Raw genomic sequence first — 17057 nt, 5'->3', positions numbered from 1 at the left:
AGGGGATTATGATGACTTTATTGAGCCAACAAACCTGCCAAGCATGTAATGCCAGTGCACTTTTACTACAAGATGAGCAGATCAAGGTGTTATTCACTGAATTACAAGCGCAATCAGCAAAGAGTCAACAATGGCAATTAGTTGAAGATCAAGGCGTGCTGAAGTTAGCTTGTGAATTCCCCACTAAACGTTATCAACATTCGATAGCCTTTGTTAACCAGATAGCTGAATTAGCCGAGTCAGTGAATCATCATCCTTTACTGGTGGTTGAGTATGGTGTGGTAACGGTGCAGTGGTGGAGTCATATCATCAAAGGTTTACACCGTAATGATTTTATTATGGCTGCTAAAACGAGTGAATTATTTTCTGCAATGACGTTAAATAGAAACTAAATATGGTTAATTAACCTCGTTAATTAATGTTGTTACAACATCCTATGCTCGTTATCTCCCGCGATAAAACGAGACGGCTTAAAGCAAGATGTGAGGCGGGAGAGATAATAAAGCCCCCTCAATTTGTGAAGTGACCCCGTTAAGTTGAGCGATGTTTAAATCGCTTTAATGAGTGTTCTAGCTTCAACTATTCATCCTTCTAAACAAGATGGTAATTCACCCTTATAGATAAGACGGTAATAAAAACCGGACTTTTTTATAACATTTTCTTAAATAACAGGTCGGTTTGAATATCTCCACCCATATCAAAACCATGTTCTCCAAATTGCTCAAATCCCATCTTTTTATAAAAGGTAAGTGCCGTATCATTATGTTCCCACACGCCTAACCAAAGATATTTTTTATCTTGTTGTTGAGCTCGTTCAATCGAAAAGTTGATCAACTGTTTACCTAAACCTTGTGATAAGAAGTTTTTTAGCAGGTAAATTTTTTCAACTTCTAATGCCTGTGGATCCAACACATCCGTTTGTGCATTATTTATATTCAATTTTAAAAAGCCTGCGGGGGTTGTTTTTTTATCGTTGGCATAAATGAAATAAAATTCAGAGTGCTGCTGTTGTAACTGTTCTGATAGTTTTTTTATATTTAACGATTGCTCAAAATATTTTTGTAGTAAAGCTTCACTGTTACTGTCAGTAAAGGTTTCATGGTAGGTCTTAATTGCTATTTCTTGTAACAGATGTACTTGTTGTAAAGTACATCTTTGTATGTTTTTGTATAACATGCTGAATATCTGCCTTTATTTGAACGTATAAATAGTTAGATAAATATTGTAACGAACAATTTAAGGTTTTACATAGGCTTATTTACTTGACGCTTTAATCGCTTACTCGCATTCTTACATAATACTATTTATTCTATTTTTATTTACTAGAGGCAATCATGACGCTTATTTTTGATGGACCTGAAGAGGGGCCTTTATTTGTTTTTTCACATGGTGCAGGAGCGCCATTAACGTCAGACTTTATGGAGAAAGTGAGTGTGGGTCTGGCTGAACAAGGCATTCGAGTTGCTCGCTTTAATTTTAATTATATGCAGCAGCGAGTTGAAACGGCGAGCCGACGCCCACCTGAGCGCGCCCCAATGTTAATAAAGCAGTTTGACGATGTCATCGCCTCATTGAAGCAACCGATGGTGATTGGCGGGAAGTCAATGGGGGGCCGAATGGCAACGTTAGTGGCTGCTGAACCGACTGGCGCCTATCTGCAACATGTTAAAGGCATTGCCTGTTTAGGTTATCCATTTCATCCGCAAGGTAAACCAGAAAAATTACGCGTGGAGCATTTAGCTGCGATTAAACAACCTGTTGCCATTATTCAGGGAACACGTGATAAGTTAGGCGGCCAAGAAGAAGTATTAAGTTATGGTTTGCCTGAGCGTTTTAATTGGTTATGGTTAGAAGATGGTGACCATGACTTCAAACCGAGAGTAAAAAGTGGTTTGACTCATCAACAGCACATTCAATCTTGTATCGACTTTCTTGCTGCTTATATTAAAGACTGTCTTAAGTAATCATTGCGTGTGTTATTTTACTTTTTAATACTAAAAAAATTAAAATATTCACGGTTAGCTCAATAAAGTTACTTAATCTTGTTTTTTTGTAAAAGAAGTGTGGATGTATGGTTGAATATTTTTTAGAATCTAGCTCCGGCCAACACCTAAGCAATAATGCTTATGCTTTTCATTCGTTGTTGCAGAAAGCATTTAGATACAGAAGGGATTTACATGTCAATTGATATCAAACCGTTAGCTGTTGCAGAACGTAACGCTTGCCCAGCAGAATTTAGTTTTGGCGAAGTATTTGCCGATCACATGTTTACACAGTCATTTGAACCTACTAATAAATGGTCAAATGCAGAAATTAAACCTTATCAAATGCTACAACTGGATCCTTCTGCTTCAGTTCTACATTACGGCCAAGAGATTTTTGAAGGTTTAAAAGCGTACCGTACTGAAAATGGCGAGATTAATTTATTCCGTCCGCGTGAAAACTTTAAACGTTTTAACCGTTCAGCTGCACGTATGGTCATGCCAGAAGTTGATGTTGAATTTCACTTAAAAGCAGTGACTGAATTATTAAAAATAGATAATCAATGGGTACCTGAAAAAAATGGTACTTCGCTATATATCCGCCCAACGATGGTAGCAACGGGAGCTAAATTAGGCTTAGGCGCAAGTGATAAATACCTACATTTTATTATCACTGGACCTGCAGGGGCTTATTTTAAAAATGGTTTCTCACCTGTTTCTGTGTATGTTGCAGATAAATATCGTCGCGCAGTTGTTGGTGGGGTTGGTGAAGCTAAAACCGGCGGTAATTACGCGGCTAGTTTGTACATGTCGGAAGATGTTGCAAAGCGCGGTTATTCACAAGTGCTTTGGTTAGATGCGGTACACGGTAGATATATTGAAGAAGTAGGCGCAATGAATATCTGTTTTGTTTACGGAGATCATATTGTGACCCCTAAACTAAGCGGTAGTATTTTACCGGGTATTACCCGTGACTCTATTTTACAGTTGGCACCTTCTCTAGGGTACACAGTATCTGAAGAGCAAATCGCCATTGAAGATATTCTAGCGGATATCAGAAGTGGTAAAATTACTGAAGCCTTTGGTTGTGGAACTGCAGCAGTTATTTCACCTGTTGGTCAATTATGTTGGAAAGACGAAGATTACTTTATCAATGATAATAAAGCAGGTACGGTTTCTCGTAATTTATACGATGAGCTAACGGGCATTCAATACGGTTTACGTGAAGATAAATTTGGTTGGATTGAAAAAGTTAACTACTAAACGTTAATGCCAATTTAAAATTAACTCCCCATCTAAAAAAGGCGCTCATTAGCGCCTTTTTTATTGATCAAAATAATACACACTGTGAAAATAGTGTAGTCATGTAGTTGTTTAAATAGTTGATTAATATATTTCTTTAGAGATAACCTTAGCTTGAGATTGAGCTTACTTTTTATCGATAAAGCTAAAGCTAAAGCTTAAACTAAAGCGACATTATTAATCTGATACTGATATGCATTCCAATAGCTACTTATCAATTGCATTCGCGACACTATTACAAATCATTTCTCTGATCCATTTATGACCGGGTTCATCGCTATTACGTTGATGCCATAACAATACATAGGCCATTTCTGAAAAAGAAAACGGTAATGGGATTTGCTTAAGTGGATATAACTTTTGGGCATGCGGCACAAAGCTTGAGGGTAGTGTAAAGATTAAGTCACTGTGAGCACAAACACTCGCCCCACCATAAAAGTCAGGTAACGTACTAATAATATTGCGTTGTTTACCTTGTTTCTCTAAAAAGTAATCGATTGCCCACCATTTATTGCCTTCACAAGAAACCTGTATGTGATTATATTGAAGGTAACTATCAATATCCCAATGTCCCTTTTTTATGCTCTCTAACACCGGATGATTTTCATTTACTAAACAAGTTTGCTGATCGTGAAACAAGATAGTATGCGCAATGCCATCGGGTAGGATTTCCGTTTTTAATCGCGGATCATCATAGAAGTCTATTCCAGTAATACCAAAATCAACTTTACCTTGTTGCAATGACTGCATTGAGTTTTCCATCCAACTTAAAATATCAAGGTGTACATGACTTGCTTGTTTTAATAATGGGCCAATAAAATAAGGTAACAATGTTGCATAAGCACTTTCCAGCATACTGATTGAAAAGTGTCTGTCGCTACTGGACGGATCAAAGCGAGGGGCTTGAGTTAACTGATATAAGTTTTGTAACAAACTAGGCAATTTTTGTTGTAGTTGTAATGCATGCGCTGTCGGTTTTAAGCCGTGTGCTGTTCTGCTAAATAAAGGATCTTGCAAGCTAATCCTTAATCGATTGAGGCTTTTGCTTAATGCAGATTGACTGAGGTTCAAGCGAACCGCTGCACGTGTAACACTTTCTTCTTCTAAAAGTACTTGTAAAACAACTAATAAATTTAGGTCAATACGCATTAACTTATCAATATTCATAGATATTCCCATAGAGAATGTAAGATCTGAAATAATATCATTTCTGTTCATATCATAGCTGATTTACACTGCGATTCGTATTACCTATTATTGATTTTAATATTTTAATTCTGCTACGTTAGCCATAGTAAGGCGAAGTTAGCTTATTAGATATTTTCCAGTTGGCCCATTTTTTATAAAAGAGATTGAGATGACCCGTAAGCTATTACCTATTCTAATGTTCATGGTGGTGTTAAGCCCACTGGCAATAGATATTTATTTACCTTCGATGCCACAAATGGCGCAAGAGTTTTCTGTGTCGGATACGCAGGTGCAATCTACTTTAGTACTGTTTATCTTTGCGATGGGAATAGGGCAGATCTTAATTGGTCCTTTAGCGGATCGCTTTGGTCGTCGTCCTATTGCTTTGTTTGGTATTTGTGCGTACATAGCAAGTAGCTTGTTAGCGGCTTTAGTCGTCGATTTTCAATATTTACAATTAGCCCGCGTATTACAAGGTGTTGCTGCTTGTGCAACTTCGATTGTTGTTTTTAGTGCAGTGAGAGACCGATTTAATGCACAACAAAGTGCACACTATTACAGTTATTTAAATGGTGTTATTTGTGTCATACCTGCATTAGCGCCTACCTTAGGTGGCTTACTTGCATTACAGTTTGGCTGGCGTTCAACGTTTATTTTTATGGCTTTATATGCGGTCGTTGTGTTATTGATAGTGGCTTTTAAATTACCTGAAACTCGTCCTGAACATAGTAATAATAGTGCTGCTTTATATCGTTGGGCGCGTTATCAACCTATTTTAGCGAATAGCCATTTTGTTTTTTATGCGCTAACTTGCATGATAGCAATGGCCAGTATTTTAACGTATGTATCTTACGCGCCAAGTTGGATCATTAACCATTTGGGCTTGGATGAGCTGACTTTTAGTTACTTATTTGGGTTTAACGCCATTGTTAATATTAGTGCGTGTTTTCTTGCGCCTAAAGTGATTAAAAAACTAGGTAATCATACAACCGTCACTGTTGCATTGTGGGTGATGGTCTTATCTGCTGTTTTACAGGTTGCGTTTCAGCAACTGCCTGTAACTACGGCTTTATTAGGTGGATTGTACTTTATGATCCCAATGCTTTTTTTATGTATTGGTTTCGCATTGTTATTAGGGCCTGCAACGTCAATGGCGTTGAGTGCTTTTGGAGAACGAGCGGGAACTGCCAGTGCTATCTTAGGTTGTATGCAAATGAGTGGAGCCGCTTTATTAACGGGCTTATTACAACAAACAAACCTGACTGCACCTTATGCAAATGCGGTAATGATCGGTGCTGGTAGCTTAGTTTTATTGATTACTATGTTTTTACCACAATATAAACATTGGCACCAAGAGCAAGTGAGTTATAGCTAAAAGGTTGCGCGAGTAGGTACATTGGGGCACTAATCCCTGACTACCAGGTTAGCTTGTCAGACTATCGGTAATGCCGATCAAATGCGGTGTGTTTGGCACTATAAAATACACTCGCATTATTACTTTTAGCCTGAGATAATAGTTTTATTACCTCTATTTAAATGGACTCAAAATGAAGCATTCAATATTTAAACTATCACTATTAAGCTCAGCTGTTTTATTAACTGCATGTGTAACGTCTTCACCTACTGGACGTAATCAAGTTTTATTGTTTGATGGCGCTGAAATGGCAGAGTTGGGTGCTAATTCATTTACCGAAATGAAAGCACAAGAAACAATTAACAAAGATCCAAAAGTAAATGCTTATGTACAATGTGTTAGTAAGCAAATTACCGATGCGTTAGGTAAACAACCTGATTTTGACCAATGGGAAGTGGTTGTTTTTGATAGCGAGCAAGTGAACGCGTTTGCTTTGCCTGGTGGTAAAATTGGTGTTTATACTGGATTATTACAAGTTGCAAAAAATCAGGATCAATTAGCGGCTGTTATTGGACATGAAATTGCCCATGTTCAAGCAAACCATTCTAATGAGCGTTTATCTTCTAGCCAAATCACTGGGTACGGCACTCAAATAACACAAGTTGCCATTGCTGGTACTGAGTATGCTGAAATGGGCATGGCTGCTTTAGGATTAGGAGTTCAATACGGTATTACGATGCCCTATGGTCGAGCTCAAGAATCTGAAGCTGACATTGTTGGTTTACATTTAATGAATGATGCAGGTTTTGATGCTCAGCAAAGTATTGAGCTTTGGAAGAATATGGCTGTGGCCTCTGGTGGCAGTGAACCAATGGAATTTTTATCGACGCATCCATCAAATGAAACACGTATTAATAACTTAAGTGATGAGTTAAATAAATTAAAAAAAAGCAGTAAAAAACATCCAACTTGCTCACTATAATCATTGAGTTCGGCTGATTACAATATAGTACGAAACAGTAAAATATAGCACTTAATGTGTTGCGAGCTAGTTAATCACTAGCTCGCTTATTTATTCCTCTCTGTATTTTCCATTTACTTATCTACTTACCCATTTACCTATCTACTTACCCATTTACCTCGTTATCTAAGCAGTCACTTTATAATTTATTCTTATGTATATCTTTTACACTTAACGCTACAACTTAGTTTTACTCTTCCTACATTTTTAATACAGGGGGAATGATGTTTTGGTTAATTTTTATATACCTCAATAGTTTTATGCTGTGCTGAAATCGAAGCTTCTCTGAATAATTAAGAGGTATAGCTGATGAGTTATAAATGTAAGCATTTTGATATTAAAGAGTTGGTTACTCCACAAATGTATTCAGAGTGGGGCAACGTTGTTGGACTTTATTTAATGATAGGTTGCTACGTTTAATTGATAGCTTGAGAGAGCAGCTTGGTTCCTGCGTGATCAATGATTGGTCATGGGGAGGGAAGTTTAAATATAGTGGAATTAGAGATGAATATTTTTATGGGACGACGGCTAAGTATTTAGCTAGTCGCTCACAGCATAAATATGGCCGTGCAGTGGATATGAAGTTTAAGCAGGTCTCCGCTCAAGTCGTCAGAAAATAGATCATTGAACACCAAGCACAGTTTGCAGATATTAAGTTTGTAGAGTGTGGCCCACTACAACATGGCGTTGACATGAACTGGGTTCATATTGATGTACGCAATGAAGATCAACTTTACTGCTGGTCTCCATTAGAAGGGTCATTGACCCACTAGAGGTGATTAGACGCCACCTTTAGTATTGCTTTAAATGGTTTCACTTTAAGTACTTTAAGGTAAGCATTATAAAACCTGTTTTTTTACATTATTGGTTTTATGGCTCAACTTGTCTTTTAGCATTGAACCTTTTAACATTATTCGATTGGCTTTTATCGTTTGTTTTTTTATTGGCTAGGTTGCTGATGGCATCTGATTTGATGCAACACTGCGATATAAATAACGCTCACAAAATACTGGTGATAGTTTTCTGATGATGGCTGCTAATGTGGCAATGACAATAAACGAAAACAGTAACCTTCCCCAGAAAATGGTATTAAAATCTGCCCCTATTAATAAAATCAATAACGTATCTTCAATTAAACTGTGTAATAAATTTAATAGCATGATCGATGTAAAAACATCACGAGCTGCAACATGTCCTTTTTGTGCTTCATTTATTAACAATCCGCCGCCAAAGGAAAGCCCTAAGGTAGCACCAATAATAGTAATATTAGTTGCTTCTTGGCTGATCCCTAACAACCTTAAAAAAGGCTTTAAGATGATCGCCATTAACTTTTCTATGCCTAATATTTTCAACATTTTTAACGTGAATAGCAAGGTTGAGATAACTAAGAAAACCATCACTAAATTTTGTAGCTGGTTGATTGCCCAGTCAAGATAACCACTCTCCACATTCACTTCAGGGGACCAAAGCATTTGCGCCGGTTGGTTAAGGCTATCCGTTAGCTGATACGTTTGGTGTAATATCCATGCTAACAATAGACTGCCGCCAATGCGAAAAACTAACGTGACCCATAAGCTCACTCCTGCTTTTTTAGCTATAGTCGCTTCAATTGGTAAAGAGTGTGCAAGTAACATCATGCTGCCTAATATTGATGCTTGAGCAACGGTTAGAGTATTGTCGATGCTGATTAATACAATTAAACCGCCATAGATGTTGGTGAGTATTGTTGTTGCCCAAACTAAGCTCATTGCATCTGGCAAGCCTACGGTCTGCATCAAAGGACCAAGTAACTGGCTTAATAGAATAATACCGCCGAATTCTTCAATAATTTTGATTGCAATTAAGATCGGGATCATGACTTTAAACAGAGTAAATGTAACATTAAAAATGTCTCTGCCTAGGGCAATGAAAAAATGTTTAATGGATTGCATGATACTGACCTTTATTGTGTTTATGTTTAAATTTAATAAGCTTATATACCCTTTACCATTCAACTTGCTGAATAAAGCGTCTCGATCGGTAACGCACATATGATACATAAGAAGGTTGAAGTTTAATTTTAAATGTTGTGATCTAGCTTTTTAATATTTTTTTTGTTCGCTTTAAGGAAATATTGTCATTAATAATGAGCCTAGAAAGAAATAATGTAATTAAAATAAAATGCCGGTATTAAGGTCAAGTTATAAGGTTCAGTTATAAAGCGAAGGTAAAATAATGAATATTGATAGAATTGACCATGTAATATGAATGCCGCCACAAAAAATAACCGTCTACCTAACATTGAATTCGCAGATAAAGTCGGGTTACCAGCGCCGCTTGTTTAAAGCGTGCTAAGCGTTTGCGGTGGGGTTATTATCTGTGATGTCTCAATCATTGATGCGCAGTTAGCAGAAAAAAAATGACCTTGATTGTTTCTATTGAGATGGAACGAGATAGAGCAGGTATTTATGAGAAATTTAAATACTCAATGATCCAATCGAATGAAATCATGCAGTGTTACCAAATATCAGGATCATATGATTTTGTAGTGATTGTTTGTGTACAGGATATTCAAGCTTATGAAACATTTGTTGACCGCGCATTACATGACGATTTGAATATTAGGAAGTTTGATACATCGGTCGCATCACGTACGGTAAAGCACAGTACTGCTATCCAACTTTAGCGAGTCATAGATCAGCTTAATCTGTAACAAGTTATTCTTAGTAAACAAAACAAACAAATAAAAAAGCCGAATCAATTGATTCGGCTTTTAGCGCAAATGTTATTACTTATTTAAGCATTTATAAGCTTGCTAATTATAGGCTAGCTAAAATCGCGTCTACAGATGCTTTTGCATCACCTAATAACATTTCTGAGTTATCTTTAAAGAACAGTGGATTTTGTACGCCAGCGTAACCAGCTCCCATCGAACGTTTAAACACAACTACCTTCTCAGCTTCCCAAACACTTAATACTGGCATACCTGAAATCGGTGTACCTGGTTCGTTTGCTGCCGGGTTAACCGTATCATTTGCACCAATAACTAATACAACATCTGTATCAGGGAAATCTTCATTGATTTCATCCATCTCTAATACGATGTCGTAAGGTACTTTTGATTCAGCAAGTAGCACGTTCATGTGGCCAGGTAGACGACCCGCAACAGGGTGAATACCAAAACGTACATTTTTACCTTTAGCACGTAAGCGCTTAGTAATTTCTGCCACTGGGTATTGTGCCTGTGCAACCGCCATACCGTATCCTGGTACAATGATGATGTTTTTTGCTGCATTTAATGACGCTGCAACTTCTTGTGCGGTTGTTTCATGATGCTCACCGTATTCTTGGTCACCTTGGTCGAATGTTTCTGTACCAAAACCACCTAAGATTACACTTACGAAAGAACGATTCATTGCTTTACACATAATGTAAGACAGAATCGCACCACTTGAACCTACTAATGCACCAGTGATGATTAGTAAGTCGTTTGCTAGCATGAAACCCGTTGCTGCAGCAGCCCAACCAGAGTAAGAATTAAGCATTGAAACTACTACTGGCATATCTGCGCCACCAATAGAAGCAACTAAGTGCCAACCAAAGGCTAATGCAATGATGGTCATAATGATTAATGCAGTTAAGCCTAAATCACCACTGACGAAAGCCACTAATAGGAATGCTGCAGAAGTTACAGCGGCAATGTTGATCCAGTTTTTACCTGGTAGCGCTAATGCAGAACTGTTGATTTTTCCGCTCAATTTACCATAAGCAACAATAGACCCTGTGAATGTTACAGCACCAATAAAGATACCTAAGAACACTTCAACATCATGAATTGTTTGAGCTGCAGAAGCTAAAACAGCATGATCTAAATAAGAGTTAAAGCCGATAAATGTTGCTGCTAAACCTACAAAACTGTGAAGAATAGCAATCAGTTCTGGCATGGAAGTCATTTCAACTTTTAATGCCAAACGTACACCAACACCCGCACCGACTGCCATTGCGATCGTAATGTAACCTAACCCAGAGACTTGAGAGCTAGCAATCGTTGCGATAACCGCAATGATCATACCGATAATACCGAATAAGTTACCTTTTCGTGCGCTCTCTTGGCTACTTAAACCGTTAAGGCTGGCGATAAATAGGATGGCTGCAATAACATAAGCAGCAGTAATTAATCCTTGAGACATGATTATTTATCCTTCTGGAACATTTTCAACATACGGTGTGTTACGGTAAATCCGCCCACGATGTTGATGGTTGCAATTAAAATTGCAATCGTTGATAGAACTGTAACAACATTATTGTCACTACCGACTTGTAGTAATGCGCCGATAATGATGATGCCACTTATAGCGTTTGTTACACTCATTAACGGTGTATGAAGAGAATGTGCAACATTCCAAACAACGCCGTAACCAACAATACATGCCAGCATAAATACAGTGAAGTGTGCTAAGAAATCAGCAGGAGCAACACTTGCTAACCAACCAAATAATCCAGCAGCTACAACGGCTACAGCCGGTTTTATCCATTTATTGGGTGCTTTTTCTTCAACAACAACGTCTTCTTTTACTTCCGCTTTAGCTGCGGGAGCTGCACTGACATTGATCGCTGGTGGTGGCCAAGAAATTTCACCTTCTTTAACAACCGTTGCACCACGGATAACTTCATCTTCAAAATCAATATCAATTTGACCATCTTTGTTTTTACAAAGCAGTTTCATTAAATTAACTAAGTTGGTTGCATATAGTTGACTTGATTGAGTCGGTAAACGACTTGGTAAGTCTGTGTAACCAATGATTTTAACGCCGTTTTCAGTTTCAAAGACTTCATCTTTAACTGTGAGTGCGGCATTACCGCCAGCTGCCGCCGCTAAATCGACAATCACACTGCCTGATTTCATTGATTTAATCATTGCTTCAGTGATGATTTTAGGAGCAGGTTTACCTGGGATAAGCGCTGTTGTAATAATGATATCAACATCTTTCGCTTGTTCTGCCATCATTTCAGCTTGTGCTTTTTGATAGCCTTCACTCATGGTTTTAGCATAACCTGTTGCGCTAACTTCAGTTTCTTCTTCTGTATAATTTACTTCAAGAAACTCTGCACCCATACTTTCGATTTGCTCTTTTACTTCAGGGCGAGTATCAAATGCACGAACAATCGCACCTAAGCTACCAGCTGCACCTAAAGCAGCAAGACCTGCAACACCAGCGCCAACAATCAGTACTTTTGCTGGTGGCACTTTACCTGCGGCAGTGATTTGCCCTGTAAAGAAACGACCAAATTGATTAGCGGCTTCGATAACTGCACGGTAACCTGCGATATTTGCCATTGAGCTTAAGGCATCTAATGCTTGTGCTCGAGAAGTACGAGGTACACTGTCCATTGCAATAACGCTGATTTTTTTAGCTTCTAATTGCTTTAACAGTTCAGGGTTTTGAGCTGGCCAAATAAAGCTAACTAATGTAGCGCCTTCTTTGATTAGCTTAATTTCTGCTTGGGTCGGTGCATTCACTTTAAAAATGATATCTGATTGCCAAACCGTCGCTGCTTCATCGCTGATTTCTGCGCCTGCATTTTGGTAAGTTAAATCAGAAAAGCTAGCCGCTGTTCCCGCGTTTTTTTCTACCAGAAAAGTGAAACCTTGTTTAATCAATAGCTCAACAGTATTAGGTGTTGCGGCTACGCGGTTTTCATTTTCTTGGATCTCTCTAGGTATACCTATCTGCATAGTAATTCCATGATCGCTTATTGTTATATTGAGTTATAAAAAGTGTATTTTATGTGTTGTTTAAAAAGGGGATTAGATGTGGATCATCGTTACCTTTTATTTATATTTACCACTGACATGCAAAAGCCTGACTATGTGCTAGTTTTTGTATGGTTTGTGGATTGTTGTTCACAATAAATTTTACCAAACTAAAGCTTAGTGAAAAAATGTGACTTAGGCTACCATTTTAAGCGGTTTTAGAGGGTTTTTATGCAACATTAAGGTTACTTAATATAACCATTAATCATAAGCAGTGTTTTTTGTTAACAGGGTGTTAATAAAACCTCATGGTTTTGATTTTATCTTGTTTATCTTCTGTTCACATAAAAGGAGGCGGGCATTCAAAAGTGATACGTTCTTCTGTTGATGGGTGGGTCAAAGTGATACTCGCGGCATGCAAAGCAAGACGTAGTGGTGATAATCTTTTGCCCCATTCACTCGCGTAAAACTCATCGCCAATAATTGGGTGACCGAGTTGTTGCATGTGCACGCGCAATTGATGGGTTCGACCTGTTAACGGGGTAAGTTTAACTAACGTTGTCTGCTTTCCTCGCTTGACCACTTGCCATTCGGTTTGTGAATTTTTACCTTGTTCAAAGTCTACAATTTGACGAGGTCTATTCTCCCAGTCACAACGTAAGGGTAAATCAATCAGACCTGATTCTTTTTCAATGATGCCTTCTACGTTAGCGAAGTAAGTTTTATCAATGACTTTTTGTTGGAATTGACGGCCCATATGGCTTTGTGCGGATTTTTTAAGTGCTAAAATAATAATCCCTGAAGTGGCCATGTCTAATCGATGTACTACACATGCATTGGGCCAAACACGAAGAATACGTAAAGCTAAACTGTCTTTATGCCAAGTATCGCGGCCTGGTACACTTAATAAGCCTGATGGTTTATTCAATACAACAATATCTTCATCTTGATGAATAATATCTAAGTACGGATGCATTGGTGGGTTATAAACAAAGTTTGGCATAATTAATTATCTGTATTGAAGCTTAAAGAGATAAGGCGATAAAGGAATTATTTATCGCCTATGCTTTATGGTGATGTATTACGAGTGAGTTGAAACGATGAAACGTACTGCATCAAGTTTGAGTTGTGTGTTATCTAAAATTTGCTCAAAACTTGTTTGCTGATCGCGTGAATGTTGAATTTCTTCTTCACGGATGTTCGGGTTTACCGCTTTTAACGCCAACAAACGTGATCTTTCTTGTTGCAACGTGCGTTGCATTGTTTGCTTCGCTTCATCAATTACATCAGACATTAACGCTTGCGCAGTTGGTAAAGACTGCTTAATCAATTGGTCTATTAATGCCTGAGATGCAGTAGCAACTTTACGGCTAATATGACGGTTAATAGGGGTTAGCTGACGATTAAAGCTATCAAACGTAACATTTTCACCCAAATTCTTCGCATTTTTATCTAACAGTAAACGAATAGGCGTAGTAGGTAAGAAGCGACTTAATTGTGCATTTTCGGTATTTAATGCTTCAACGACATAAATAAGCTCCAAGAAAGTAGAAGCAGCCGGTAAAGAATTATTCTTTAATATCGCGACAGAAGTTGTGCCGGTATCTGAACTCAATACCATATCCATTCCGTTACTGATGATAGGGTGTTCCCAAGTTAAATAAGAAACGTCATCACGACTTAAGGCTGTTTGGCGGTTAAAAGTAACCGTAACACCATCTTCAGGTAACCCTGGGTAATCAGATGCCAACATATGATCCGTAGGTTTTAAGATCAAACAATGCTCACTACTGTCTTCCTGTTGCACACCTAAAACATCGAACATTTGTAATGCAAAGCCAGTAAAGTGAGGTAGCTGATCTATTTCAGTAATATCATCTAACAAGTCACTCTTTTGTAAGACACCACTTGAATTAATTTCTAATAACTTATCTCGACCTTGTTCTAAATTCATTTTTAACTCGGCGTTCAACTTAGCAGTACGTTGAATCAATTGCTCTAATTGATTGTCGCTGTTATCACCCGTCGCGAGTAAGTTAATTAATTCATCTTTTACGGCTTCATAAACAGTATGGCCTGTTGGGGTCGTTTGCGTAAAGGCAGATAAACCTTGCTCATACCACTGTTGTAAAAAGGCTTGAGAAGTCTCTTTTAAGTACGGTGTGTAAATCTGTATATCACAACGCTGCCCAATTCTGTCTAAACGGCCAATACGTTGTTCTAATAAATCAGGGTTAATAGGTAGATCAAATAATACTAAATGGTGAGCAAACTGGAAGTTACGTCCTTCTGAACCAATTTCAGAACACACCATCACTTGCGCGCCATCTTCTACTTGTGCAAAGTAAGCTGCAGACTTATCGCGTTCAATCAATGATAAACCTTCGTGGAATACCGCAGCTTTAATGGCTTCTCTGGTGCGTAATGCTTCTTCAATGGCTAATGCTGTTTGTGCTTGCGCGGCAATGATTAAGATTTTTTCATTTTTATTCTGCTGAATAAGGTCGATTAACCAACTAATACGAGGGTCAAAAGCACACCATGAATTATCTGTAGAGGCTTCAAAAGCTTGATAGATCTGCTCTGGATATAACGCGGTAAAAGCTTGTTCTGCAATACTTCCCACTGGCATCATTTTTGATACTTTCATGGCCGTTTTATATTGGTCTGGTAAGGGTAATGCAACAGACTTAAGCAAACGCTTTGGAAAACCTTTAATTGCGGAGCGTGTATTTCTGAATAATAAGCGACCAGTGCCGTGTCTATCTAATAAACTACGGATTAATTCTTGTTGTGCAGCCTGTTGTTCATCTTCATCAATTGTAATATCTGTGATCACATTTAATAAAGGTTCAACATCTTGTTCGGATAATAATTCAGTAATACTATTCTTTGCTTCATTACTAAGAAACTTACCCTCTAACAATTGATTAACCGCATCTACAACAGGCTTATATCCTGCTTCTTCTTTAACAAATGTTTGATAATCATAGAAGCGATTAGGATCTAATAAGCGCAAACGAGCAAAGTGACTTTCATGCCCTAATTGATCGGGTGTAGCTGTTAAGAGTAAAACGCCGGGAATTGCATTGGCTAATTGTTCAATGGCTTTATATTGAGGGCTGGGTTTCTCTTTATCCCAAATAAGGTGATGAGCTTCATCAACAATCAATAAATCCCAAGTAGCGAGTAAAGCATTCTTTAAATGTTTTTGTTTACGAATTAAATCAATACTACACAGCACTAATTGTTCAGTATCAAACGGGTTAACGGCATCTAAATAAGCTTCTTCACAGCGAGTTTCATCAAAAATACTAAAATGCAGATTAAAACGGCGCAGCATTTCTACTAACCATTGATGTTGTAAGTTTTCAGGCAATACAATCAATACGCGCTTAGCGCGACCAGTAATTAACTGCTGGTGAATGATTAATCCTGCTTCAATCGTTTTACCTAACCCAACTTCGTCGGCTAATAAAATACGTGGGGCATGGCGTTGACCAACTTCTTCTGCGATATAAAACTGGTGAGGGATTAAGTCTACACGAGGTCCTAGTAAGCCACGTAAGTGAGAGCGTTGTTGTTGATGTTGATTTAATAATGATTTGTAACGAAGAATAAAACGATCGAACTTATCAATTTGTCCTGCAAATAGCTTATCTTGAGGTTTATTGAATTTAATAAAGTTATTAAGGAAGGTTTCTTTTAACTTAGTTTCTTCACCTGTATCAACACGAGTACCAATATAAGTAATAATATTATCGTTTTCTTCAATATCCGTTACTAATAAACTCCAATCGGCATGACTCAATACTTCATCCCCGATATTGAAGCGGACACGAGTTACCGGTGCTTCTTGAATCGAATAAAGACGTTGTTCACCAGACGCTGCAAATAGCAATGTCAACATACGTCCCTCTATTGCAATAATAGTACCTAAACCTAACTCTGATTCAGCGTCACTAATCCAACGCTGGCCTAACGAAAATGTCATAAAAACTCACTCATCATTTGTAACAAAACAAAACTTAATAGCAGAAAAGGCGCGTATGTTACCTAAATCCTGAACAAAGGTACTAATCAAAATAGAATAAATTACACAAAAATAAAAATAGCATATAAATAGCATATAAATGAAAGAAAATGGCACTTTGTTTGATATTTAAGCAAACGAAAATTAATCGTAATAAAACACTTGCCAATGTGATCTCAATCCCTATAATGCGACCCCACAGACACGGGACGGAACGCAAGTTACCCAGCGAGTTTGAGAATAGTTTTTAACGTATTAACGCTCCGTAGTTCGCTTCGGAATTAAGTTAAATTAAAACGTTGACAATGTTCGAAAGGCGCGTAATATACGCCGCCTAGCCGCAAGGCACGCTCTTTAACAATTTAATCAAACAATCTGTGTGAGCACTTGTTGTTGATGTGATTTCAAAAAAAATCAAAGTCCTACTAGTTAGGCAACATCAA

14 protein-coding genes are annotated in these 17057 nt (G+C 37.9%); 7 read left to right on the top strand and 7 right to left on the bottom strand.

Going from position 1 to position 17057, the window contains the following annotated elements; translation table 11 throughout:
- Positions 1-8: 8 nt before the first annotated feature.
- A complete protein-coding gene (locus H5084_RS01415; protein ID WP_259396659.1) occupies positions 9-392 on the top strand; it encodes a 4a-hydroxytetrahydrobiopterin dehydratase in 384 nt (127 codons plus the stop codon).
- 256 nt (positions 393-648) lie between these two features.
- Here H5084_RS01415 and H5084_RS01410 read toward each other — a convergent pair whose 3' ends face one another.
- A complete protein-coding gene (locus H5084_RS01410; protein WP_182689311.1) occupies positions 649-1176 on the bottom strand; it encodes an N-acetyltransferase in 528 nt (175 codons plus the stop codon).
- 158 nt (positions 1177-1334) lie between these two features.
- On the opposite strand from H5084_RS01410, the gene H5084_RS01405 reads away from it, so the two are divergent.
- Together H5084_RS01405 and H5084_RS01400 are read left to right on the top strand one after the other, a co-directional pair.
- Positions 1335-1964 carry an alpha/beta family hydrolase gene (locus H5084_RS01405; protein ID WP_182689310.1) on the top strand — a complete coding sequence of 210 codons (630 nt, stop codon included), beginning with the start codon at positions 1335-1337 and terminating at the stop codon, positions 1962-1964.
- Between the two features lie 213 nt (positions 1965-2177).
- Entirely contained in the window at positions 2178-3245 is a 1068-nt protein-coding gene (locus H5084_RS01400; RefSeq protein ID WP_182689309.1) for a branched-chain amino acid aminotransferase, read from the top strand.
- Between the two features lie 246 nt (positions 3246-3491).
- Here H5084_RS01400 and H5084_RS01395 read toward each other — a convergent pair whose 3' ends face one another.
- Positions 3492-4451, bottom strand: coding sequence for a LysR family transcriptional regulator (locus H5084_RS01395; RefSeq protein ID WP_182689308.1), 960 nt, complete (start codon positions 4449-4451; stop codon positions 3492-3494).
- A gap of 190 nt (positions 4452-4641) precedes the next feature.
- On the opposite strand from H5084_RS01395, the gene H5084_RS01390 reads away from it, so the two are divergent.
- From H5084_RS01390 to H5084_RS19475, 3 genes are all read left to right on the top strand, one after another.
- Positions 4642-5847 (top strand): multidrug effflux MFS transporter, encoded by a 1206-nt coding sequence (locus H5084_RS01390; protein WP_182689307.1) that lies wholly within the window; start codon positions 4642-4644, stop codon positions 5845-5847.
- Positions 5848-6019: 172 nt separating this feature from the next.
- On the top strand, positions 6020-6808 hold the full coding sequence (locus H5084_RS01385) for a M48 family metallopeptidase (RefSeq protein WP_028867761.1): 789 nt from the start codon (positions 6020-6022) through the stop codon (positions 6806-6808).
- Positions 6809-7218: 410 nt separating this feature from the next.
- Positions 7219-7467, top strand: a complete 249-nt coding sequence (locus H5084_RS19475; RefSeq protein ID WP_211235619.1) for a hypothetical protein — start codon at positions 7219-7221, stop codon at positions 7465-7467.
- Positions 7468-7794: 327 nt separating this feature from the next.
- On the opposite strand, the gene H5084_RS01375 is transcribed toward H5084_RS19475, so the two are convergent.
- Entirely contained in the window at positions 7795-8778 is a 984-nt protein-coding gene (locus H5084_RS01375; RefSeq protein ID WP_028867760.1) for a hypothetical protein, read from the bottom strand.
- Positions 8779-9245: 467 nt separating this feature from the next.
- Here H5084_RS01375 and H5084_RS19470 point away from each other — a divergent pair, with 467 nt between their 5' ends.
- Positions 9246-9512 (top strand): Lrp/AsnC family transcriptional regulator, encoded by a 267-nt coding sequence (locus H5084_RS19470; RefSeq protein WP_211235618.1) that lies wholly within the window; start codon positions 9246-9248, stop codon positions 9510-9512.
- A 133-nt stretch (positions 9513-9645) separates the two neighbouring features.
- Here the strand turns inward: H5084_RS19470 and pntB are convergent, their stop codons facing one another.
- From pntB to rapA, 4 genes are all read right to left on the bottom strand, one after another.
- On the bottom strand, positions 9646-11016 hold the full coding sequence (pntB, locus tag H5084_RS01365) for a Re/Si-specific NAD(P)(+) transhydrogenase subunit beta (RefSeq protein WP_028867759.1): 1371 nt from the start codon (positions 11014-11016) through the stop codon (positions 9646-9648).
- Positions 11017-11018: 2 nt separating this feature from the next.
- The gene (locus H5084_RS01360; protein ID WP_028867758.1) at positions 11019-12563 is read right to left on the bottom strand and encodes a Re/Si-specific NAD(P)(+) transhydrogenase subunit alpha; all 1545 of its coding nucleotides are present in this window, start codon (positions 12561-12563) and stop codon (positions 11019-11021) included.
- 358 nt (positions 12564-12921) lie between these two features.
- Positions 12922-13584, bottom strand: coding sequence for an RluA family pseudouridine synthase (locus H5084_RS01355; protein ID WP_182689306.1), 663 nt, complete (start codon positions 13582-13584; stop codon positions 12922-12924).
- 78 nt (positions 13585-13662) lie between these two features.
- Positions 13663-16575, bottom strand: coding sequence for an RNA polymerase-associated protein RapA (gene rapA, locus H5084_RS01350; protein ID WP_182689305.1), 2913 nt, complete (start codon positions 16573-16575; stop codon positions 13663-13665).
- Positions 16576-17057 lie beyond the last annotated feature (482 nt).

It is taken from the genome of Psychromonas sp. SR45-3 (assembly GCF_014163575.1).
Lineage (GTDB): Bacteria > Pseudomonadota > Gammaproteobacteria > Enterobacterales > Psychromonadaceae > Psychromonas > Psychromonas arctica.
The sequence above is the reverse complement of the archived record's forward strand: the minus strand, read 5'-3'. Positions and strand labels throughout refer to the sequence as shown.

Bases quoted from the DNA above. Each gene is read 5' to 3' on its own strand.
- H5084_RS01355 (WP_182689306.1), bottom strand. From the start codon at position 13,584: ATGCCAAACTTTGTTTATAACCCACCAATGCATCCGTACTTAGATATT.
- H5084_RS01400 (WP_182689309.1), top strand. From the start codon at position 2,178: ATGTCAATTGATATCAAACCGTTAGCTGTTGCAGAACGTAACGCTTGC.
- pntB (WP_028867759.1), bottom strand. From the start codon at position 11,016: ATGTCTCAAGGATTAATTACTGCTGCTTATGTTATTGCAGCCATCCTA.
- H5084_RS01395 (WP_182689308.1), bottom strand. From the start codon at position 4,451: ATGAATATTGATAAGTTAATGCGTATTGACCTAAATTTATTAGTTGTT.
- H5084_RS01360 (WP_028867758.1), bottom strand. From the start codon at position 12,563: ATGCAGATAGGTATACCTAGAGAGATCCAAGAAAATGAAAACCGCGTA.
- H5084_RS01410 (WP_182689311.1), bottom strand. From the start codon at position 1,176: ATGTTATACAAAAACATACAAAGATGTACTTTACAACAAGTACATCTG.
- H5084_RS01385 (WP_028867761.1), top strand. From the start codon at position 6,020: ATGAAGCATTCAATATTTAAACTATCACTATTAAGCTCAGCTGTTTTA.
- H5084_RS19470 (WP_211235618.1), top strand. From the start codon at position 9,246: ATGACCTTGATTGTTTCTATTGAGATGGAACGAGATAGAGCAGGTATT.
- H5084_RS01375 (WP_028867760.1), bottom strand. From the start codon at position 8,778: ATGCAATCCATTAAACATTTTTTCATTGCCCTAGGCAGAGACATTTTT.
- H5084_RS01390 (WP_182689307.1), top strand. From the start codon at position 4,642: ATGACCCGTAAGCTATTACCTATTCTAATGTTCATGGTGGTGTTAAGC.
- H5084_RS01415 (WP_259396659.1), top strand. From the start codon at position 9: ATGATGACTTTATTGAGCCAACAAACCTGCCAAGCATGTAATGCCAGT.
- rapA (WP_182689305.1), bottom strand. From the start codon at position 16,575: ATGACATTTTCGTTAGGCCAGCGTTGGATTAGTGACGCTGAATCAGAG.
- H5084_RS01405 (WP_182689310.1), top strand. From the start codon at position 1,335: ATGACGCTTATTTTTGATGGACCTGAAGAGGGGCCTTTATTTGTTTTT.